The 22,211-nt window shown below is 47.3% G+C and carries 19 protein-coding genes and 1 riboswitch; of the genes, 18 read left to right on the forward strand and 1 reads right to left on the reverse strand.

Translation table 11 applies throughout. The features are described 5' to 3' along the window. Positions 1-4 precede the first annotated feature (4 nt). The 13 genes from KAI36_RS05960 to KAI36_RS06020 all read left to right on the forward strand — a co-directional run bounded on the left by KAI36_RS05960 (position 5) and on the right by KAI36_RS06020 (position 17,223). Entirely contained in the window at positions 5-1,342 is a 1,338-nt protein-coding gene (locus tag KAI36_RS05960) for an O-antigen ligase family protein (protein ID WP_220027245.1), read from the forward strand. 4 nt (positions 1,343-1,346) lie between these two features. Next, positions 1,347-2,117, forward strand: a complete 771-nt coding sequence (locus tag KAI36_RS05965; protein ID WP_013309155.1) for a WecB/TagA/CpsF family glycosyltransferase — start codon at positions 1,347-1,349, stop codon at positions 2,115-2,117. Between the two features lie 5 nt (positions 2,118-2,122). After that, entirely contained in the window at positions 2,123-3,565 is a 1,443-nt protein-coding gene (locus tag KAI36_RS05970; RefSeq protein ID WP_220027246.1) for an O-antigen ligase family protein, read from the forward strand. A gap of 5 nt (positions 3,566-3,570) precedes the next feature. Then, on the forward strand, positions 3,571-4,950 hold the full coding sequence (locus KAI36_RS05975; protein WP_025720498.1) for a lipopolysaccharide biosynthesis protein: 1,380 nt from the start codon (positions 3,571-3,573) through the stop codon (positions 4,948-4,950). 22 nt (positions 4,951-4,972) lie between these two features. Further along, positions 4,973-5,812 carry a glycosyltransferase family 2 protein gene (locus tag KAI36_RS05980; protein ID WP_023987421.1) on the forward strand — a complete coding sequence of 280 codons (840 nt, stop codon included), beginning with the start codon at positions 4,973-4,975 and terminating at the stop codon, positions 5,810-5,812. Further along, positions 5,799-6,986 (forward strand): glycosyltransferase family 4 protein, encoded by a 1,188-nt coding sequence (locus tag KAI36_RS05985; protein WP_220027247.1) that lies wholly within the window; start codon positions 5,799-5,801, stop codon positions 6,984-6,986. The genes KAI36_RS05980 and KAI36_RS05985 overlap by 14 nt, the downstream gene beginning before the upstream one ends. Next, entirely contained in the window at positions 6,983-8,131 is a 1,149-nt protein-coding gene (locus KAI36_RS05990) for a glycosyltransferase family 4 protein (RefSeq protein ID WP_071639862.1), read from the forward strand. Before KAI36_RS05985 ends, KAI36_RS05990 begins: the two co-directional genes overlap by 4 nt. 28 nt (positions 8,132-8,159) lie before the next feature. After that, positions 8,160-9,260 carry a glycosyltransferase gene (locus tag KAI36_RS05995; RefSeq protein WP_025720491.1) on the forward strand — a complete coding sequence of 367 codons (1,101 nt, stop codon included), beginning with the start codon at positions 8,160-8,162 and terminating at the stop codon, positions 9,258-9,260. Between the two features lie 5 nt (positions 9,261-9,265). Next, a complete protein-coding gene (locus KAI36_RS06000) occupies positions 9,266-10,594 on the forward strand; it encodes a UDP-glucose dehydrogenase family protein (protein WP_071639863.1) in 1,329 nt (442 codons plus the stop codon). A gap of 589 nt (positions 10,595-11,183) precedes the next feature. Continuing rightward, positions 11,184-12,560: a sugar phosphate nucleotidyltransferase gene (locus tag KAI36_RS06005; RefSeq protein WP_025720487.1), complete on the forward strand. Its 1,377-nt coding sequence runs from the start codon at positions 11,184-11,186 to the stop codon at positions 12,558-12,560. A 154-nt stretch (positions 12,561-12,714) separates the two neighbouring features. Continuing rightward, positions 12,715-12,795, forward strand: a riboswitch (cyclic di-GMP riboswitch). Positions 12,796-12,808: 13 nt separating this feature from the next. Beyond that, on the forward strand, positions 12,809-14,383 hold the full coding sequence (locus KAI36_RS06010) for a glycosyl hydrolase (protein ID WP_220027248.1): 1,575 nt from the start codon (positions 12,809-12,811) through the stop codon (positions 14,381-14,383). Between the two features lie 48 nt (positions 14,384-14,431). Beyond that, positions 14,432-16,729 carry a PD-(D/E)XK nuclease family protein gene (locus KAI36_RS06015; protein ID WP_220027249.1) on the forward strand — a complete coding sequence of 766 codons (2,298 nt, stop codon included), beginning with the start codon at positions 14,432-14,434 and terminating at the stop codon, positions 16,727-16,729. 311 nt (positions 16,730-17,040) lie between these two features. Then, positions 17,041-17,223: a hypothetical protein gene (locus tag KAI36_RS06020; RefSeq protein WP_025720481.1), complete on the forward strand. Its 183-nt coding sequence runs from the start codon at positions 17,041-17,043 to the stop codon at positions 17,221-17,223. 53 nt (positions 17,224-17,276) lie between these two features. On the opposite strand, the gene KAI36_RS06025 is transcribed toward KAI36_RS06020, so the two are convergent. Then, positions 17,277-17,645 (reverse strand): helix-turn-helix domain-containing protein, encoded by a 369-nt coding sequence (locus tag KAI36_RS06025; RefSeq protein ID WP_023987431.1) that lies wholly within the window; start codon positions 17,643-17,645, stop codon positions 17,277-17,279. Positions 17,646-17,972: 327 nt separating this feature from the next. On the opposite strand from KAI36_RS06025, the gene KAI36_RS06030 reads away from it, so the two are divergent. The 5 genes from KAI36_RS06030 to gmd all read left to right on the forward strand — a co-directional run bounded on the left by KAI36_RS06030 (position 17,973) and on the right by gmd (position 22,159). Next, positions 17,973-18,722: a YveK family protein gene (locus tag KAI36_RS06030; protein ID WP_023987432.1), complete on the forward strand. Its 750-nt coding sequence runs from the start codon at positions 17,973-17,975 to the stop codon at positions 18,720-18,722. Continuing rightward, entirely contained in the window at positions 18,703-19,389 is a 687-nt protein-coding gene (locus tag KAI36_RS06035) for a CpsD/CapB family tyrosine-protein kinase (protein WP_023987433.1), read from the forward strand. Before KAI36_RS06030 ends, KAI36_RS06035 begins: the two co-directional genes overlap by 20 nt. 85 nt (positions 19,390-19,474) lie before the next feature. Then, entirely contained in the window at positions 19,475-20,173 is a 699-nt protein-coding gene (locus KAI36_RS06040; protein ID WP_023987434.1) for a sugar transferase, read from the forward strand. 36 nt (positions 20,174-20,209) lie between these two features. Then, a complete protein-coding gene (gene fcl, locus KAI36_RS06045; protein WP_220027250.1) occupies positions 20,210-21,148 on the forward strand; it encodes a GDP-L-fucose synthase in 939 nt (312 codons plus the stop codon). Positions 21,149-21,169: 21 nt separating this feature from the next. Further along, positions 21,170-22,159 (forward strand): GDP-mannose 4,6-dehydratase, encoded by a 990-nt coding sequence (gene gmd / locus KAI36_RS06050; RefSeq protein WP_013309172.1) that lies wholly within the window; start codon positions 21,170-21,172, stop codon positions 22,157-22,159. Positions 22,160-22,211: the final 52 nt, after the last annotated feature.

The raw sequence follows: 22,211 nt of genomic DNA on the forward strand, positions 1-22,211 counted from the left end.
GAACATGAGTAACTATCCTTGGACTACTAGAATAAACACCATACAGCATGTTTTTATTTTTCTACTGGGCGCTCTTGCTGTAGGAATTGCGGCTACCTATCAGCCGGCGGTCAGTATTGCGGCGGTATGTTTACTGCTCTTGCTGGCTGTTTCTATCCACCATCCGGAGCGCATCAGCTATGCTGTTTTGCTAAGTACAGCAGTCTCAGTCGATTCTCTGTATCAGGGTGGCGTGTTCGGTATTGAGATTTTGTCATTGTACAAATTGGGTATTTTGGCTTTGCTGGTGCCGTGCATGCTCGTGTATGGCATACGACTCAAGTTCAGCTATCCGGTCTGGGCATTGGTGATCATGCTGGGGATCACATTTGGATTTTCAGCATGGCTGCCTTTGTTAACAACCTCGATTGCCGTCAAGGCGTTCGTCGGTTTATCACTCCCTTTCTTTTTTTTACTGATTCAGTGGAAAAAGGATGTGGCAGAAAAGCATATCCGACTGATCAGTCTGTTGCCAATTATTAGTGTGGTCATTGGACTGGGTTTGCAGGTTTTAGGGCTGCATTCGTTTACGGATGTGGAATTTACGGGCGCAGTCAGAGTACAAGGAGCGAATATACCGCCGCATCTGGCAATGCTCTCCTTTCTCGGAATTGCCGTCTCTCTAATTGAGGTCAAGCGCAAACCCAAGCAAGCCGCTTTTTATTACACTGTGTTGGCACTGAACTTTCTGATTCTGATCGCTACCGGTACACGTGGACCGATTCTGGCATTGTTATTAATGTTTGCTGTATATCTGTTTGATATTGCCCGTCAGTACCTCAAGGGGAAAGTCAATTATTTGCTACCGCTGGCCGGATCGTTTTTGGTTGCTCTGGGGGCGGTGGCCCTGCAATGGAACAATTTAAAAAAACGCTCCTTCGAACGGGAGACCGATACAGGCATTGACCTGTCGGGACGCTCGGAGGCATGGGAATATTTTTTGAACAGAGTACATGATTACCCTTGGTCAGGGAGAGGTCTTGGCGCGGTAACGGTCGCGAACGACGGGACATTATTCAATGGCTTTGTTGTACCGCATAACGAGTATATACGCTTTTATTTTGACACGGGATATATCGGTTGCGGACTATTAATGCTTTCATTGCTGATCGTGTTCGCTCTCATTTACCGGTCGCTTGCCAAGTCTATCAAACCTTATTTTGCAAGCTTAATTGCAGGCTTTCTGATCTACTCGTTTTCAGATAATACGTTGTCGACGGTTCAGATGATTATTCCATTTTGCTGGTATTTGAACGCGTTATACCAGACATCTACTCAAACCGATTTTCGCAAAGAGAAGTGATACGATGAGCAGAGTGAACATGTTCGATGTCAACTTTGATAATTACGATTTTAATGATCTACTCGAATTTATAGATACTTCTATTGAACATCAGCGTCATTCCTACATTTTGACCTGTAATGTCGATCATGTGATCAAGCTTCGCAAGGATGATGAATTCCGCAAGGTGTATTCGGATGCTGGAGCTGTAGTGGCCGATGGGATGCCTATCATATGGGCGTCCAAGTTACTGAAAAAGCCCCTCAAACAAAAGGTGTCCGGGTCAGATTTGTTCACTCGGCTGGGAGAGGCTTTTGAGGATCGAGGCTATCGGTTATTTTTTCTGGGTGCAGCTGACGGTATTCCTGAGAAGGCTATGCTCAATCTCCAGGAATCTTATCCGAACATGAATGTGGTGGGCTGTTACTCTCCTTCTTATGGCTTTGAGAAAAACGAAGAGGAGAACAGGCACATTGTCCAATTGCTTCAAGAGGCTCGCCCGGACATCGTTTTTGTAGGTGTAGGCGCCCCTAAACAGGAAAAATGGATTTATAGATATTATGAGACTTACCGCGCTCCGATTTCGATTGGGGTGGGAGCGACCTTTGATTTCCTGTCAGGAAATGTGAAAAGAGCACCGGAGCTGATGCAGAAGACGGGATTTGAATGGTTCTGGAGGTTGTCTCAGGAGCCTAAACGATTGTGGAAAAGATATTTGATTGAGGATTCCCAATTTCTCGTTCTGCTGTTTAAGGAGATGTTCAAGCGGAAGCGGATGAAGGGAGGTCAGGGGTGAGAAACATGAGTCGGTTGGCAGATCAGCAGATTTCCGTTTGGCTAGGAAATCGGCGTGGAATCGGCATGATCGGCATGGGGTTGCTGGCTTGTATGTTGCCACTCGCCATCGGATTTGTCAGTGCCAAGATGACTCCCACCATGAGCCAGCAGGGAGCCATATTGCTGGCGCTCGTTTTTCCGGCCTTCCTGCTGGCGATCTTGCAATCCCGGCTACTGATTCCTTACACACTGGCAGTGTGGGCAGTAGGCCCGGAAATCCGCCGCATTGCGGATTGGTTGGAGGGAACGTATCACTCGGTTTCCTTGTTGAGCGTGGCACCACTGCTGGTAAGCAGTATGTTGATTATTCCTGTGTTGCGAGGCATTCATCAGGCGGAAAAACCCTTGACCCGAATTGCTGTATTTTTCGGCATAGAACTGGCCTACGGAAGTGTGGTCGGGTTATTCAAAAATGGTATTGTTTTTGCTTATGATTTAGCCAATTATGTGGTTCCTTTGATCCTATTGCCATATCTTGCGATTAAGCCCATGAAAGCGAAGGAGCTGGACCGACTGTTGTATTCATATGCCAACATTGCTGTTCTTGTGGCGATTTACGGCATTATCCAGTACTTGACGGTGCCTCCGTGGGATGCATTTTGGATGAATCATGTAGAAATGAATTCGATTGGTGTTCCAGAACCGCTTCAAATCAGAGTGTTTTCTTCTATGAACTCGCCCGGTCCCTGCGCTATTTTCCTGGCGATGGCACTTGTACCCATGCTAATGGAAAAACGGTGGCGTGGCACTTTGGGATGGATCGGAATCCTGCTGACGGTCGTTTGTCTCTTAATCACGCTGGTACGTTCAGCCTGGCTAATTGCATTCGTCATGTTGCTGGCTTACATTCTCAGTTCATCTTCCAAGGGAAAGTGGAAAACCTTGTTTCAACTAGCTATAGTTGGCCTTCTTCTCTACATCATTGTTCCAAAACTTCCAGGGGCAGAAGGTTTGGTGGCTCGCATGCAGACGCTGACGGATATTCAGCAGGATCATTCGTACAATGAACGTTTGGATTTACTGCATACGATGCTTCCGGCGATTGCTGGCAATCCGGTCGGGCAGGGGATCGGGAGTGTAGGAATCGGAACCAAGCTTGATAACGGCGGCGATCTCGGCGAACTTGGGATTATGGATAATGGATATATCGCCATTTTCCTCACCTTCGGTATTTTCGGGGCATTCTTTTTCTTCGGTGGTCTGTTCGTTATCATCAAGCGCCTTCTCGCCCGTATTGCCGCACGAGATGCCAGTCAGCCTTATATCAGACTGGCGTTGGCTACGTGGGCCGGAGCTGTAGCCAGTCTCATATCAGATAATGGTTTCCCCGGTATGCGCGGCTATCTGATCTGGATGATGATCGGAATAGGACTATGGGCAAAAGATGTCATCGCGGAAAGAAGGTAAAGGCTGTGCAAAACTTACAAGCATTATCCGCACCTGTCCGGACACTATGGTCCACGGTGATTCGGTTTGCCAAAAGCAAGGATAACAGCTCTGCAGCAGTAAAAACGATGATATTCAGTATGCTGATTCTCGTCGTGAATATGCTGACTGGTGTGCTAACGGCACGATTCCTGGGTCCTACTGGACGCGGGGAACAGACAGCGATGGTGAACTGGTCCCAATTTCTCGCCTTCTGCATGAGCTTCGGTGTCCCGTCTGCATTGATTTACAATGCGAAAAGGAAACCGGAGGAAACGGGCAAGCTGTATGGTCTGGCCTTGCTACTGGCTACCATGTTTGGGGGATTGGCGACACTCGTCGGAGTATTTTTAATTCCTTATTGGCTGCGCTCTTTTTCTTCATCGGTCATACTTTTCGCGCAGTGCTCCATGATGATGTGTCCGCTCATAGCGATTTCACAGATCAATAATGCATTGCTTCAAGTTCGCTCGGAATATAAGCAGTACAATTTATTTCGGTATCTGGTACCTCTAAGTACACTGCTGGGTCTGGCGATTCTGATCTTAACCGGAAATATGAATCCGTACACCTCGGCATTGGCCTATTTACTGCCAGGTTTGCCGATTTATATCGGTGTCACGATACGAATGATTCGGCTGTACAAACCAAAGGTAAAGAACAGCTGGACGCAATTTAAAAATCTCTTTACCTACGGTATGGGTTCATACGGAAATGATCTCATGGGGCAGGTTTCCACTTATATTGATCAGATTTTGATTGCGGGTCTGCTCAGACCCGCTGATCTCGGTTTATATGCAGTAGCGGTCAGCTTGGCCAGGATGGTGAATGTATTTTCTACCTCGATCATTGTCGTGCTGTTTCCCAAAGCCTCCGGTCTGAATAAGGAAGAGGCGGTGGCCATAACATTTCGGGCATTTCGAGTGACATCAACGGCAACCTTTCTGGCTGCAACGATGCTGATGCTGATTGCTCCGTTCGTATTTACATTGTTATATGGTCAAGAGTTTAAACAAGCGCTTACGGTATTCCGGTTCCTGGTGCTTGAGGTTGCTATCAGTGGAGGGACCATGGTGCTGGCACAACAATTTATGGCGTTGGGTAAGCCCAAACTGGTTACCATTCTACAGGGTGTCGGATTGGCGCTCGTCATTCCATTACTGTCCATACTCGTACCGAAATATGGATTGACGGGTGCAGGGATAGCAATGCTGTCTTCGGGGATTCTACGGTTCATTTTCATTTTATGTAATGTTAAATTCGTTCTAAAAATGAAGATTCCAAGACTGCTTATTTCCAAACAAGATTTTCAATGGCTCCGATCAACGATGTCACACTACATCCGGAAAAAGCCAGTTAACGGTTAGATAAAGAAGGAGGCACCCGCTAATGAACCACATGTCTAGCGTTCCCGCGGACAACCGGATATCCGTAGTTATTATCGCTCAGGATGATGGCACTCGAATCACAGCCGCCATTAAATCCTGCAAGCCCTTTGCGGACGATATCGTCGTCATTGACGGAGGGAGCAAGGACAATACGATTCAGGTAGCTGAATCCTTGGGCTGTCGGGTGTTTTCTAACCCGTGGCCCGGTTATGCCAAACAGCGCATGTTTGGTGTTGAAAAAGCGGAATTTGATTGGATATTCCTGATTGATACGGACGAAGTAGTGGATGCAGAGTTGCTTGGAGACTTATTGAAAGTAAAGGAAACGCTCCACGATCCGGCCAAAGCATATTCCGTATTTCGGATTGGAGATTTTCTCGGCAAATGGATGAACAAAGGGGAATACCTGGTTCGTTTGTACAATCGGCGTATTTATGGCATTACGAATAGTCTTGTTCATGAAATGCCGGATGTAGCCTCTTCGCAGATTGTCAATCTGGAGGGCGTGTTATGGCACTATGGCTTCCGCAGCATCAGTGATCATATGACCCGTTTTAACAAATATACAGATCTGGAAGCAGAGACGGCATTTAACAAAGGAAGATCCTTTCGGATTACCAGACTATTGTGGCGGCCTCCTGCCCGCTTTGTGCAGAAGTATTTTGTCCAAGGCTTATACCGCAAGGGATTGGCGGGTTTTGCCGTAGCAGTATTCTGGGTGATGTATGAGTTTCTCGTCTGCTTCAAGCATTATGAACTAACCAAGCGGCGAAAAAAGATAGAAATCGTGGATGACGGACATACCGAGCAGAAAGGAGAAACCAGCTATGTCGTACAATAACGGATTTCGTATTGCGGCAACGGGGCTTAGCTGGCCGTCCTTGCAGCCAGGAGGCCTCAACACATATTTCAAATCGATCTGTGAGCAGCTTACGCTAGAGCGCAATACGTTGGATGCTCTAATCTGTAGTGACGAGCAGCCGCAAGCGCCCGACCGTATTCGGATTCATACGATTGGCAGCAAGCAGCAATCCATCTGGAAGCGCCGGGAGCTAATGCAAAAATATGCAGCAGAGTTGTTTGACAAGCAACCGATGGATATATTGTATTCCCATTTTGCCCCCTATAGTGTCGGGCCGGCGCTGGAGGCGAAAAAAAGAGGAATCCCGGTAGTTACCACCTTTCACGGACCGTGGACGGAGGAAATGAAGATTGAGGGACAGGGCATCAAGCATTTTCTAAAAACGACGTTGGCTAAATCCATTGAAATGAAGGCCTACGGACTGGCGGATAAATTTATAGTGCTAAGCGAAACTTTTCGGGATATTTTACATGAGCACTATAAAGTTCCACTCAGCAAAATTCATATTATTCCTGGTGCGGCGAATGTAGAAAGGTTCCACCCAGCAGAGGATCAAGAAGCCGTGCGGAAGCGCCTGAATTTGCCGCAAAATGCGACGATTGTGCTAACCGTTCGTCGTCTTGTTAATCGAATGGGACTGCTACAGCTACTGGAAGCATGGAGACGAGTAACCGAGCGTCATCCTGATCATCTGTTGCTGATTGGAGGGAAGGGCCCCTTGATGGAGGAATTGGCCTCCAAGGTGGAGGAATACAATCTTCATAACCATGTAAAGCTGCTCGGTTATGTGTCGGATGAGGAACTTCCATTGTACCATCAAGCATCGAATTTGTTCGTTGTACCCACACAGGCACTGGAAGGTTTCGGTCTGATCACAGTGGAGGCGATGGCCTCGGGACTGCCGGTGCTGGCGACTCCTGTGGGTGGCAACAAGGAAATTTTAAGAGGATTCCATCCCGAGCTATTGTTTCAGGGAACGGATAGTGAAGCCATTGCTGAAGGGTTGCTGCGTGTGCTGGATCATCGTGAACTTCTACCGAATGCAAGGGAATGCCGGGACCATGTCCTGAGCAGATATACATGGGGACATGTAGCGGAGCAGGTGGAAGAGGTGTTCCGACAGGTCCTTGATAGAAAGGCGGCGGCGAAATGATGAGAGTAGCTTATATTGACCATACGGCAAGATGGAGCGGCGGCGAAGTCGCTTTGTATAACATACTGACGAATATCGGGGAACATATCGACCCGCTCGTTATTTTGGCAGAGGAGGGCGATTTGGCAGATCGGCTTCGGCAGCGTGATATTGATGTGCGCATCATTCCATTGGACGATTCGATTCGCAATCGGGGACGAAATGCCGTGAATCTAGGTGCGCCTGCAGCAGCTTTTCGTTTGCTGGCTTACGGTAGAAAACTTGCGCCCTTGCTGCGTGAGGAAAAGGTCGTGTGCGTTCACACGAACTCGCTCAAGTCTGCACTGTATGGTGCAGTAGCCGCCAAATCGGCGAAGCTGCCCTTGATCTGGCATATCCGTGACCACATCGGTCCGCCGTATCTGAAGCCGATTGTAGCCAAAGGGATTCGGCTGATGTCCCGCTTTTTGCCCAACGGAGTGATTGCCAATTCCAAGTCCACGCTGAGTGCGTTGGAGTTACCCCCGGACAAAAAGACGCTCGTCGTTTATTCCGCTTTTGCCAAAGCAATTACAGCACGTGACACGGCTGCGGATTTACGTGCTGATGACTCGTTTAACGTCGTATTGGTCGGCAGATTGGCGGAATGGAAGGGACAGCATATTTTACTGGAAGCGGCACGCTCCTTTTTACCGGATCAGCGCGTGAAATTCTGGCTGGCTGGAGATGCGTTGTTCGGAGAAGAGGAATACAAGCAACGATTAGAGTCCACGATGCGCGAATACGGGTTGGCTAACGTCAATTTGCTGGGACACGTCGATGACATTCAAGGCCTGATGCAGCGTTGTGATTTGCTGATTCATACTTCTATTACACCAGAACCATTCGGTCAGGTCATTATTGAAGGCATGGCTGCGGGTCTCCCAGTGATTGCTTCCAATGAGGGTGGCCCCAAGGAAACGGTGGTACCCCATGAAACCGGGCTGCTTATTGAACCGGGTGACCCGGCTAAGCTGGAAGAAGCCATCCGCTGGATGTTGGAGCATCCACAGGAACGTCAGCAGATGGGTGAGAGAGGGATGGAGCGGGTCAAGAAGCATTTTGTCATCGAGAACACAGTTAAGGATATAGTTCATTACTATAAGGGTTTGTTGGCAGGAGTCTGACCGACATTCGCGTTAAAGGATGATTCAGATGAAAATAGCGATAGCACACGATTACTTAATCCAAATGGGCGGAGCGGAAAGGGTAGTAGAGGTATTCCACGATATGTATCCGGAGGCTCCTATCTTCACAACGGTGTTCAGCGACGACCGCCTGTCGCGTAACTTGAAGGATGCGGATATTAGAGCCACTTGGCTACAAAACGTCCCAGGAGTGAAGGCCAACTTCAAAGGAGTGCTGCCGCTGTATCCCATCGCTATCCGTGATTTTGATTTCAGGGATTTCGACATTGTTTTAAGCTCCAGCAGCGCATTTATGAAAAGCATCCAGGTACCCAAACATACGTTTCACATTTGTTATTGTCACACACCGATGCGGTTTGCCTGGGATTACGATACATATATGGCCCGGCAGTCCAAATCCAACCTGCTCAAAAACATGCTAAAGCTGTACATGAACCGGTTGAAAACATGGGATGCCAAAACTTCTCGCAACGTAGACCAGTTTGTCGCCAACTCTTCGGTTGTTAAAAGAAGAATTTTGCACTATTACCAAAGGGATTCGGATGTCATTTTCCCACCTATTAATACATCCCGTTTTAAACGCGCTACAAACATCGGTGACTATTACCTGATCGTATCCCGATTGGTGTCCTACAAGCGCATCGATCTCGCGATCGAAGCATTCAAACGTAACGGTCTCAAGCTGCGCATTGTGGGTGAAGGTCCGGATCGTAAACGACTCGAAGGTATGGCTGCCCCGAACATTGAGTTCCTCGGCAGGCTTGAGGACGAAGAGGTTAACAAGCTGATGGCAGAATGCCGAGCGCTCGTTTTTCCGGGTGAAGAGGACTTCGGTATTACGCCTTTGGAGGCGAATGCGGCCGGACGGCCTGTCATCGCTTTTCAGGGCGGGGGAGCGCTGGATACGATTGTTCCTCATGTGAACGGCGTATTTTTCCGCAAGCATCAAGTAGAGGATGTGCTGGAGGCCGTCGCAAAGGTTGAGCAACATGCATGGAATGTGGACGATATCATTACCCATGCCCGCAAATTTGATGAAGATAACTTCAAGGATCAATTAAAAAAGTATGTAGAACAAGCCTATGTGAACTTTCTAAAAGGAGGATGAACGGAATGAAGCTGGCTGTAATCGGTACTGGATACGTTGGGCTCGTCTCGGGTGTGTGTTTTGCGCAAAAAGGTAATGAGGTGATTTGTGTCGATCTGGAGCAGCACAAAATCGACATGTTGAACCGGGCGGAATCTCCGATTTATGAACCGGGTATTGAGGAATTGATCGCGTTGAATCTGGAAGCCGGCCGTTTGGAGTTCACCTCGGATTTGGCCGATGCGGTACGCCGCTCGGATATCGTAATTTTGGCGGTAGGTACGCCTTCTCTGGCTAACGGCGAGGCGAATTTGTCGTACATTGAACAGGCGGCCGCTGATGTTGGGAAAGCCATGAACGGGTATAAGATTATTATGACCAAGAGCACTGTACCTGTCGGAACGAACGAAAAGATTAAGGACGTATTGGCTCGCCACACGAGTTTGTCTTTCGATATCGTCTCCGCGCCGGAGTTTCTGAGAGAAGGCTCAGCCATCAATGATACACTTCATCCGGATCGCATCATTATTGGTTTGGACAATACAGGATTGCGTGAAACCATGGTCACTCTGCATCAGGTGTTCACGGATAAAATCTATGTGACGGATATCCGTAGTGCTGAAATGATCAAATACGCGTCCAATGCGTTTCTGGCAACTAAAATTTCGTTCATTAACGAAATCGCTAATATTTGCGAAAAGGTTGGCGCCGATGTAACCTGTGTGGCTGACGGTATGGGGATGGACAAACGGATTGGCTCCTCTTTCCTACAAGCAGGGATCGGGTATGGTGGGTCTTGCTTTCCAAAAGACACAAATGCGCTTATCCAAATTGCGGGTAATGTAGACTATGAATTTAAGTTGTTGAAATCGGTGGTCGAGGTGAATACCGACCAGCGCTTTATGATTGTATCCAAGCTGCGCGAATCGCTGGGTCAACTGAACGGTGTGTCCATTGGTATTTGGGGCCTCGCCTTCAAGCCAAATACAGATGACATCCGTGAAGCTCCAGCACTGGAAATCGTAGAAACGCTCATTCAGTCAGGCGCTATTGTCAAACTGTATGATCCCATTGCGATGGATAAATTCAAGGAGCGCGTGGATCACCCGAATATTGTGTGGTGCTCATCCCCACAGCAAGCCGCTGAAGGTAGCGACGCTGTGTGCCTGTTGACCGATTGGGAAGAGTTCAAAAAAGTCGATCTCGTACAATTGGCCTCCATTCTGCACAAGCCGGTTCTCATCGACGGTCGTAACGTATTCGCTGAGGAACAGATTCAAGGCTCCGGGCTGGAATACTATTCCGTGGGTCGTCCGCGGATGAGTGGGTGGAATCGGGATAAGGTAGAAGTTTAAACGTGACAGATTAAAAAGTGACTGTGGCGGGTTGGAGGCGCTGCGCGTTCCATTCGATCTTCCGATCGCTGTTGCAGTGGGATTCTTTGGATTATATAAAAACATTCCAAGGTAAGAATCCCACTGCAAAGGCGAACGCTAGCGCTTCTCCAGATTCAAATGGACCGCTCCGCTGCTTTTCCCGCATAGAGTCACAGTTTTTAAACTCCCACCTTATGGTGGGGGAGAGTAGGAAGGGCGTATCGGAAGGAGCGGCACGGTTGATGCCGCTCCTTCCGATCAAAGCGCCAGGCGGATACGCCGCGCACACGTCTTTACAGGCTGACCGGACTTAATAATGTCCGGTCGTGCCTTTTGCACCACAAGGTATGATCGATATGATGCATTTTTTGAGTAGCGCAGGGATGGATTTGAAGCTGGAGAAGCGGAGCGTTCGCCTTTGGATCGGGATTCAAACCTATATACGATTTTATATAATCAAGTGAATCCCGGTCCAACAGCGATCGTAAGATCAAATCCAGCCCGTAGCGGGCTACTCAACTTTGCCCCATCCGATCATCCAACCAATATAGAGAGGAAGTGGAGAGTTATGAAGCTCGTACTTTTGTCTGGTGGTTCCGGTAAAAGATTATGGCCTTTGTCCAACGATTCCCGTTCCAAACAATTTTTGAAGGTACTGGAGAGCCCGGAGGGGACTTCGGAATCCATGGTACAGCGGGTATGGAGACAATTGGGAGACAACGGATTATCAGAATCCTCGTTTATTGCGACAGGGAGAGCACAGGTCGAAATGATCCAGAGTCAGGTCGGGCCGAATACGCGCATCATTGTTGAGCCGGAACGCAGAGACACCTTTCCTGCGATTGCGCTGACAGCGACTTATCTATATTCCATTGCTGGTGTTTCACCTGATGAAATTATAGCTATATTGCCTGTAGATCCTTATGTTGAGGATGCTTTCTTCGCTTCCGTAGCCCAGCTGGAACATACGCTTCAGGAGAGTGAAGGCAAGCTTGCTTTAATCGGGGTTGTCCCTTCCTATCCTTCAGAGAAATATGGTTACATTATTCCGAAAAACGATGCCACCCAAGGTAGCACAGGCTACCGCGAAGTGAGCCATTTTCAAGAGAAACCCGACCGGGAGCAGGCGGAGCGTCTGATTGAACGCAATGCTCTATGGAACTGCGGGGTTTTTGCATTCAAATTAAGTTATTTGCTGGATATCTTGGCATCCAAGGGTTTGCCGCTTAATTATGAAGAAATGCAAAAGCAATACGCATCTCTGGAAAAAATCAGCTTTGACTATGAAGTAGTCGAGAAGGAAAAGGACATCGTAGTTCTTCCGTATGATGGTTTTTGGAAGGATTTGGGTACCTGGAATACACTCACAGAAGAAATGTCTAATCAACAAGTGGGCAGAGGTGTAGTAACGGAGGATTGCGTCAATACGAGCCTTATTAACGAGTTAGACATTCCTGTGGCGATCATTGGAACGAATGATCTGATTGTAGCCGCTAGCCCGGATGGCATTCTTGTGACCAATAAGGCAGAAAGTCCTCGCATTAAGGAAGTGCTCAAGGCTCACGATCAGCGTCCAATGTATGAAGAACGTCGTTGGGGGCAGTATCGGGTTGTGGATTATGTCAAGTATGACGAGGGTAACGAGGTATTGACCAAACGAATCCGCGTACGGAAAGGCAAAAATATCAGCTACCAGCTTCATTTCAAACGAAGTGAAATCTGGACCATTATTAGCGGTGAAGCGGAAATTATTTTGAATGAGAAGCTGCACAAAGTGAAGGCTGGTGATGTAGTTCGCATTCCTGAAGGGACGAAGCATAGCATTTTGGCTGTGACCGATGTGGATTTTATTGAGGTGCAGACTGGCTCTGAATTGGTTGAAGAGGATATTGTCCGCTTTTGTATGGATTGGAATGAAATTTCCCGTCACCAATTTATCTCCTAATTATTTTCGTGAAAACGAAAAAAGACGAATTCATGAAAATTCATAACCCAAACTGTCGAAATTGGGCGAAAACCTGTAAATTCATGAACATGACCTATTAAATTTTGGTAAAAAAAAGTCGATACTTAGGGTAAGAAGGAATCCAAACTCCTTCCAACGATAAACGCAGCCCTGTCGAAAGGCAGGTACGCAAAGCTAAAGGGCCTTCCACAAGGATGGCAGCCTGGCTACCGAAAGGAAGAGCGAAAGTGAGATTCAATTTTATTCCTCTGTATCGACTGATACGTCGTGTACTCCCCGTTGTTATGCTTTTTTCATTGTTGCCCGTCGGTTTTGTTGATTCTCTGTCTGTAGCGAATGCCGCTTCATTACAACCTGTTAATTCGGACGCTTCTACTCAGGCCCGTGAACTATACAATTATTTACTCAACATCTCAGGGAAAAAAATAGTCACCGGTCAGCATGATTATTTGGAAAGTCCAGATGAATTAAGTAACAAGGTCCAAAAAATCAGTCAGGCATATGTAGGTGTACACGGCTATGAGATGGGAGCTATCTCTGGTCAATCTGACGCTACCGAAGCAGCACAACGTAAAAATGTCGTCGATAGTGCTATCCGTTGGAGCAGATCCGGTGGTATTGTGACGATGACTTTTCATGAAGCGCTACCGGGTAGGCCACTGACTTGGGCCAATGTACAGGCGAAAGTAAGTCAGGCAGAGTTCAACAAATACGTGACTCCAGGTACTGCGCAGTATAACCTCCTCATTGCCGATCTGGATAAGGTCGCTGTATCGTTAAAGCAGCTTCGTGATGCAGGGGTTCCGGTTTTGTGGAGACCTTACCACGAAATGAATGGTGACTGGTTCTGGTGGGGAAACAAAACTAATTTCAATCAGCTATGGAATATCATGTACGACCGTTTTACAAACACACATCAATTGAACAATCTGCTGTGGGTATGGAGTCCGAATGCGCCCAATTCGTATACTGTCCCATATACCCCGAAATACCCGGGGGATGACAAAGTGGACATTTTGGCAGTAGACATTTACAACAATGATTTTAAGCAAAGTCATTACGAAGGTCTGCTCGGGCTGGCACGGAATAAGCCGATTGCCATTGGGGAGCACGGTGAGATGCCTAGTTCTGAGGTATTGCAGGCTCAACCTAAATGGGTATATTCCATGACTTGGGGCAAGATGCTGACTGAGAATAACACAACAAATCAAATTCAGGATTATATGAATGATTCGAAGAGTTTGACGCGGGATGATGTGAAAAATGGGCTGGCAGCAATCGAACAACCTGGGACAGACGTACCGACCTTACCGGACGAGGGACAAAGTGAGCCTATCCCGGCTCCGACTCCTCCTTCCGTTCCTGATGTGGTATATGTGAACGGGCTGCAGGGCGAATATTTTAACAATATGAATTTGAGCGGAAGTCCTTCTTTGATCCGTACAGATAGCAAGCTGGACTATAACTGGCGTGCCAATGCAGCTGATCCAAAGGTGAATGCCGATCAGTTCTCGGTTCGCTGGACGGGTAAAATCAAACCGCAATATAGCGAGACCTATACGTTCACAACGATATCCGATGATGGTATCCGTGTATGGGTAGACGGCAAGTTGGTTATTGACAGCTGGTTCAAACAAAGCTGGACAGAGCGTAAAGGTAGTATTACTTTGGAAGCAGGCAAAATGGTAGATTTAAAAGTGGAATACTATGATGAAAAAGGCGACGCGATGGCACGTCTAATGTGGGAAAGTCAGCATGAAGCGAAAGCGGTGATTCCCGGAAACGCTTTGTTTCTTCCTTGATTGATACTCTTTCCCGGTCAAAAAATTTGAGGAGAGAGGGTGGATCATATGATAAAAAAATGGTTATCCCATAGGTATACAGTAGTTTTATCTGGACTACTAGCGGTCGTAGCTATAGCGATGATCGCTTGGTTTATATACACGCCTTCAAGAAGCGCAGAATTGCAGACGGATAAAGTAGCGGCTGCCAGTCCAGTATGGAAGCTGGGTCAGAGGGATGACTCTTCAGCGGAATTCAAAGGTGTGGTCGGTAGGGAAAATATCGATATTTCTGCAGCAGCTGCCTCTACCGAATCGTCTGCTAAAGGCGCATTGTCAGCATTTGCGGAAGCAGAGAGAAGTACAACAGTTCCGGTATTGCTCAGCAGTGGAGATATTCCTCCCGGTTTGAATGCGTCCACGAACCCTGAACTGACACTCCAGTATAAGCTGAATCAGATTCCTCCCAATGGTATGATATTCCGTGTTCGGATTTTGGATGCGGGCAAAGCAGTCCCGCAAATGGCTGTATTTTCAAATCATCAGCTGTCCGGTATTATTCAGATTGCCGGGGTATCTGGTACTGGGAGTGCTTATAATTTCAAAAACAACTACGATTTGTATATACCCAAAGAGCAATTGCAAAGCGGTGTTAACGTACTCAAGCTAAAGACAGCGCGCTGCCTATACTGCTCCTCTGCAGAAGATAAAAATGTGTGGTGGACTTGGGATGACTTGAGCTTGGAGACGTTAGCTTCACCTGCGACCGAACCGGTACACGGTAAATATATACTGACCGGAACAAATGTGAACAATAAAGAATTTTATTATGATCAGGGTGCAGTTAAGCATTTACCATACGTTCTCAAGTGGCTGGGCATTGCTTATAGTGGCAACGTCATGAGGGTCACCTGTGCCAGTAATGTGGGCAAGGCCTGTACAGACGTAGATGATTACTATCAAACGTTAAAGCAGTATAATATGCAATCGTCTGCTTTGTATTTATATACAGGTGATATTAAGCTGCAAAAAGATGGTTCTCTACCAGAGACGGCCAAGCAAAAGTTGCGCGATTATGTAAAAAAATACGGTTCTTATCTTCAATATTATGAAGTAGATAACGAACCTGGATTATTTAATCGCTCCAAGGCGGTAAATCTGGCTGTGGCCAAGTGGTTGAATACAGAAGGCAAGCAATTGGCACCGCATCTCAAAACCGTAGCACCGGGCTGGGCCTACTGGCCAACGTACTCTACTAAGGCGTGCAAAAATCAAACCGGAGGTACGCAAAAATGCGGTGACCCAGATGGATGGGAACGGGACCCGACGCAACGTAAACAGCTGGAGGAAGTCACCGACCTGACCAATGGACACGCCTATGGTGAATCGTACAATGAAGAGGGCGGGGGCAGCTTCGTCCAAAATTTAAAAACCTTCGGCGGTTCGAGCAATGGACTGGCGAAGAAGATGCTGAACACAGAGTTCGGTACCAATGATACGCATCGAGACAATCCAGATTACGGGGCTAGTCAGCCACAAGCAGCTGCATTCGACCGGATTATGCGTTCGCAAATTGGGTTTGCCGATATGTTTATCCAGCACGCTGCTTTTTATAAAGATTATACGCTGTTTAAAACAGGCTTCGATCTGCAAAGTCATAACCCGGCCAACACAGAAATTTATCCGTTCGGGCAAGGGCAGGACACCCGCGTTAAGATCATGAGACGCTTGAGCTTAGCCTATGCCACCCATGGAAAACCGCTGACTTATACAGTGCTGAATCCAGAGGATACCAAGGATAAGATGGTGTATGTTCGTGCGGTGGATACGTCCAAGCTTAAACCGCTGGCAGGAAGCGGTGCTACTTCAGACAAATTGCTGGTGAATCTAGTGAATTTCGAAGCTACCACGCAGACAGTTCGTGTACGGGTAACGATGCCGAAAGCCGGTTTGTACACGGGTGAACGTTTTGGAGCGGGTTCTACTTACAGTCAGGCACAACGTTCCATATCAGGGCTCAAGGCTTCTCCTGCTCTTGATTTTGAAGAAAAGCTGGGTCCTGGCGAAGCGGTACAATATATTTTGGAATTAAAAAGTACAGATCAAACCGCAGCTTCAGCTCCAACAGGGGTGAAGGCTGCCTCTGTTCAGGATGGGGCAGTAAAGATTAATTGGCTTCAGGCAGAAGGCGTATCTTCCTATGATGTGCTGCGTGCTGACGGGACCGACGGGGCCTATCAGGTGATCGCCTCGCAAGTAGCGGGAAGCACGTATACAGACCGCACAGTAAAAGCCGGAGGCCACTATGTCTACAAAGTTCGGGCGACCGGAGGCACTCAGGTTTCCCAGGCAGCCGAGGTCGCTTAATATTAGATCGGAATGTATATAGGACCTTAGATAACGAATACCTAACATCATTTCGAATTAAAACAAAAAAGAACCTATCAGGAGAAAATAGGACCTGACAGGTTCTTTTTTGTTGGAAAATCGTTCTGATTTGCCAATACTTTACGTATAATGAAGAAAAAAATAAGAAAATCCTTTTATATTCTCGTCATAAGACGACAACATTGCAGGTATGTATTCATATATAATAGTTTTGTTCATGACTATACATACATGGTTTGTGGGAAATCTCTTTCCGGTGACCAAGAATAATAAAGCGAGGTTAGTGCTGAATGAACAAGGAGACAGAATTAGGGGTGAACAACCCTCTTTTTCGAAACAACGTACAGAAAGCAGACAAAGCTGCCATCCACTTGGACATCCGGGACATTTTGCTCCAATGTGGTATCACGATACCAGAATGGCTAGAAAGCGACGCTGATGGAACCACATACCGGAAGGACAAGCGCGTGTAAATTCCAACGGCTGGTCTTACTTGAGCGAGACGTATGGCAGTCGGCCGCGTTCTTTATTCCATCATTCGTTCCATTCGGACAAATGCAATAAAACGTTTGGCTTCTTCCTCAGACAAGGTGCGTCCGTCAATGGTCAGGTTGAAACGTCGCAGAATATCCTCGTCGGACAGTTCAAGCTGGTCCACAAATTCCCTCACATCTGAATCCAATATTGCCGCCGGATGACTCGTACGTCCCACCAAGTAGTCAATCGTTACCCCAAAAATATCAGCGAGCTTGGTCAGGATCTCAAAATCTGGCTTGCGCCTATTTTTTTCATAGTGAGAAAGAGCTGCCCGCGTAATTCCGAGGGATTGCGCTAGTTCCTCTTGTTTTAATCCCTTATGTTCTCGTAATTCAGCGATGCGGGTGCCATAATTCATCTGTTTTTCCTCCTGAAGGCAAGGTTAAGAAAGGTAAAAAAGCAATTTTACGCTTGACAAGATACGTTTTGTATCATAAATTAGTTATGTAAGTTACATAACGTATCTTTATTTCATAGTTTTCACTTATGTCTTCGTTTATATACCCTAAGAGGCCACCGATGATTGAGCATTTTGTGCTTATTCGCTGGCTGGACCTTCTATGCGCTATTATACAACATTTTACTATAGATTAGAGGGTCATGCATCGTTCTTTTCCCCGTTATGCAGAGGATCAGTACAAGCGTTATTGCATCGAAAACAAGTCAATCAGGGAGGACTGGTCTTGTGCAGTTGAAAGAGTACATCCGTTTGATCCGTAAAAGAATGTGGTTGATTGGTAGCATCGTACTGCTGGTATGTACTGTAGTGGGCATAAAAAATGTATATTTTACCCCGCAGATTTACGAAGCTACCGCAAAGCTCATTATCAACCAGACGCCACGACCGGATCGTGCAGGTGTCGTTGATTACAGTGTAGTGCAAACGAATATAGCCTTAACGAACTCCTATAAGCAAATTATGATCTCCTCGGCGATTATGGATCAGGTGGTCGCCAGCTTCCCCGACCTTAAGGTCACTCCGTCAGCTTTGGCGTCAAAATTAAGAGTGAACACCGCAGGTGATTCACAGGTCATGGATGTAACAATCCGCGATTTATCGTATACGAAGGCTGTGAAAACCGTCAATGCGGTAGCCAAAGTATTCAAACGGCAAATCCCCTCTATCATGAAAATGGACAATGTCACCATCCTAAGCGAAGCCAGTCTGAATGATCCAGCAGTTCCCGTGAACAGTAATCCCGCTATACAGATATTTATTGCTTTTGCCACCTCTTTATTGTTGGGAATAGGCTTGGCGTTTTTGCTGGAGGTACTGGATGATACATTTAAGAATGAAGAGGATATTGAAAAAGAACTCGGTCTGCCTACCCTATCCCTGATTACGAAAATGAAAAAAGAAGATAAACGCTCTGACAGCTCCACTACAACTCCTAAACAGGTAGGTGAAGGGCAATATGCCGCGATTAATCAATAATCAGCTCGTTACATCCCTACATGCTCAGTCTTCCGTTTCGGAGGAGTACCGCATGCTTCGTACTAACATCCAGTTTTCTTCTATAGACGAGCCGATTGAGGTTATGATGGTGGCGTCCGCTCAGGCGGGTGAAGGCAGAACGGTCACGATTAGCAATTTGGCTGTAACCTATGCGCAAGAGGGGAAAAAGGTGCTGATTATGGATATGGATCTGCGTCGCTCCTCTTTGCACCATATGTTTGGTTTGCGTAATCACACGGGGCTGACACGGGTGCTTGCCAATCAACAGGCATGGCAGGATGTGGTTCAGGAAACCGGGATTGACCATCTGCATGCAATTACAGCCGGACCGAACCCGCCCAATCCGTCCGAGATGCTCAGTTCCCGCAGAATGAATGCTCTGCTGGTTGACCTAAAAGAACATTATGACGTGATCTTAATGGATACGCCGCCGTTGCTGTCCTTTCCGGATGGCTTAATTATAAGCGCCATGTGTGACGGAGTCATTTTGGTGGTGCAGGCAGGGAAGGTCAAAAAAGATATCGTCAAGAAAGCAAAAGCGAATTTGGAAAGAGTAAAGGCGCGCATTCTGGGTGTAGTACTTAATAATGTAAAGCGTTCGAATACCCGCGCCGAGCGGGGGATGGAGGAACGTAATCTGACATGAATAAAAAGGAGGAAAATGAGAGTATATAAAATTCTTTTAACAATGTATAAATAATACTTATCAATAAGGAGCGAGGTGATGAGACGTGTCTTCTTCCCGCTCGAACGAGGCCGAAGTGCTGGGCGCGTCAGTGGATGTTTATTCGGTCGCTCATGGGCTTGAACGGCGGCAAGGATGGAACGTATACCCGTTCGTGAAGCGAAGCATGGATATTATATTGTCTTTCATTGGAATCATCGTGCTATGCCCGGTATTTCTGCTTGTCATTTTGCTGATTAAGCTGGAGGACCCAAAAGGAAGTGCAATATTTTATCAAGTACGTATTGGAAAAAATGAGCGGCCGTTTCGCATGATCAAATTTCGTTCCATGGTGTCTGATGCCGAAGCCAGATTGTCCGCACTGCTGGTGGAAAATGAAATTGAGGGTGCGATGTTCAAGATGCGGGACGATCCCCGAATTACCCGCGTGGGTCGCTTTCTTCGCAGAACGAGCATCGACGAGCTGCCACAACTGTTCAATGTACTGCGTGGGCAGATGAGTCTGGTAGGACCCAGACCCCCATTGCCAAGAGAAGTCCATGATTACACTGTGAGGGATAAGCTGCGTCTGACGGTTACACCGGGCTGCACCGGTTTATGGCAGATCAGCGGTCGTAATCATCTAAGCTTTAACCAGATGGTAGAACTGGATTTGGAGTACATATCCAGACGCAGTTTCCGCACAGATATGATCATTATGCTGAAAACATTTCGTGTGCTGCTAGGCTCCAAGGATGCGTATTAAAGTCTTTCATTTTCACGAAGAAGGTAGGGAATAATTATGGATCTTCATTCCAACATATATGTAGCAGGGCATAACGGACTGGTGGGTTCCGCTATTGTCCGAGCGCTTCAGGATACGGGTTACCGTCATATTATTACTCGCACAAGCCGTGAGTTGGATCTACGCAATAAAGAGGCAGTAGATCATTTTTTTGAAACAGAGCCTGTGGATTATGTATTTCTGGCAGCGGCTAAGGTTGGTGGGATTTTGGCGAATAACGAATATCCGGCTGATTTTATCCGTGACAATCTGCTTATACAAACGAATGTGATTGATGCGGCATACCGGGCGAATGTGGGCAAGCTGTTATTCCTCGGCTCTACCTGTATTTATCCTAAATTTGCTCCGCAGCCGTTGCGGGAAGAATATCTGCTTACGGGTGAACTGGAGCCTACTAATGAGGCCTATGCGATTGCTAAAATTGCCGGGATTAAAATGTGTCAGTCTTACAACCGTCAGTATGGAACCCGATTTATTTCTGTGATGCCGACGAATTTATACGGTCCGGGCGACAATTTTGATCTCCAGACCTCTCATGTGCTGCCTGCGCTCATCCGCAAGTTTCATGAAGCCAAGCTGAATCAATCTCCGACTGTAGAAGTATGGGGCTCTGGTACGCCACGGCGAGAATTTCTTCATTCTGATGATTTGGCTGAAGCCTGTCTGTTCCTGATGAACAATTATGAGGGAAATGAAATTGTAAATATCGGCGTAGGTGAGGATATCTCCATTCGTGAGCTGGCTGAACGAGTGAAGAATGTAGTCGGCTATGAGGGTGAAATTACCTTTAACACCTCAGCTCCTGATGGAACGCCGCGTAAGTTGGTAGATGTATCCCGAATTTCCGAGCTGGGTTGGTCAGCGCGTATTTCACTAGAAGAGGGATTAAAGTCTGTGTATCAGGCATTTCAAGGTCTGGATCTGGTTGAACAATAAAAAAACGGTGGGGGAATGGGAATGAAAAAAGCGCTGATCACAGGGATTACCGGACAAGACGGGTCCTATCTGGCTGAGTTGCTGCTGTCCAAGGATTATGAGGTGTACGGGGTGCGCAGACGAACCAGCACACCGAACTTTGAAAATGTAGCGCATATCCAGAATGACATCCACTGGCTTTCCGGTGATATGACCGATCTGGCTTCATTGATCGAAGCCGTGCGTCAGTCCGACCCGGATGAGGTCTACAACTTGGCTGCTCAATCCTTCGTAGCGGCCTCATGGCCACAGCCGTTGGCTACAGGGCAGATTACAGCGCTGTCTGTCACCAATATGCTGGAGGCGGTTCGAATTGCCAAACCGGAAGCGCGCTTTTATCAGGCGTCAAGCAGCGAGATGTTCGGTAAGGTGCTGGAGACACCGCAGACGGAAACGACTCCGTTTTACCCACGTAGTCCCTACGGTGTCGCCAAAGTGTACGGCCATTGGATTACAGTGAACTATCGTGAAAGCTTTGATATGTTTGCTTGCTCTGGCATTTTGTTCAATCACGAATCCCCACGCCGAGGACTGGAATTTGTAACGCGTAAGGTGTCGGATGCGGTAGCTCGTATCAAGCTGGGGTTGCAGCAAGAGCTGCGCATGGGAAATTTGGATTCACTGCGAGACTGGGGTTTTGCAGGCGATTATGTAAAGGCGATGTGGCTGATGCTTCAGCAGGATCAACCGGATGATTACGTCATTTCCACGGGAGAAATGCATTCTGTGCGTGAACTGCTGCAAATTGCCTTTTCCCATGTAGGCCTAAATTACGAGGATTACGTCGTGATCGATCCTCAATTTGTCCGTCCGGCAGAGGTAGATCTATTGCTCGGCGATTGTGCCAAGGCGAAAGAAAAGCTGGGCTGGCGATTGGAAGTAGGCTTCGAGCAGCTTATTCATATGATGGTGGATACAGACTTGGAGCGGGTAAAAAGGCAGGCTGCAGTTGAAGCTTCTGTCGTCGTGTAAGAGATGGAGAGGCCATCCGCCTGGGCGGGGGTCTCTTCGCTGTACGCAAGGT

The organism is Paenibacillus sp. S02 (genome assembly GCF_019454065.1).
Taxonomy (GTDB): Bacteria; Bacillota; Bacilli; order Paenibacillales; family Paenibacillaceae; genus Paenibacillus; species Paenibacillus polymyxa_B.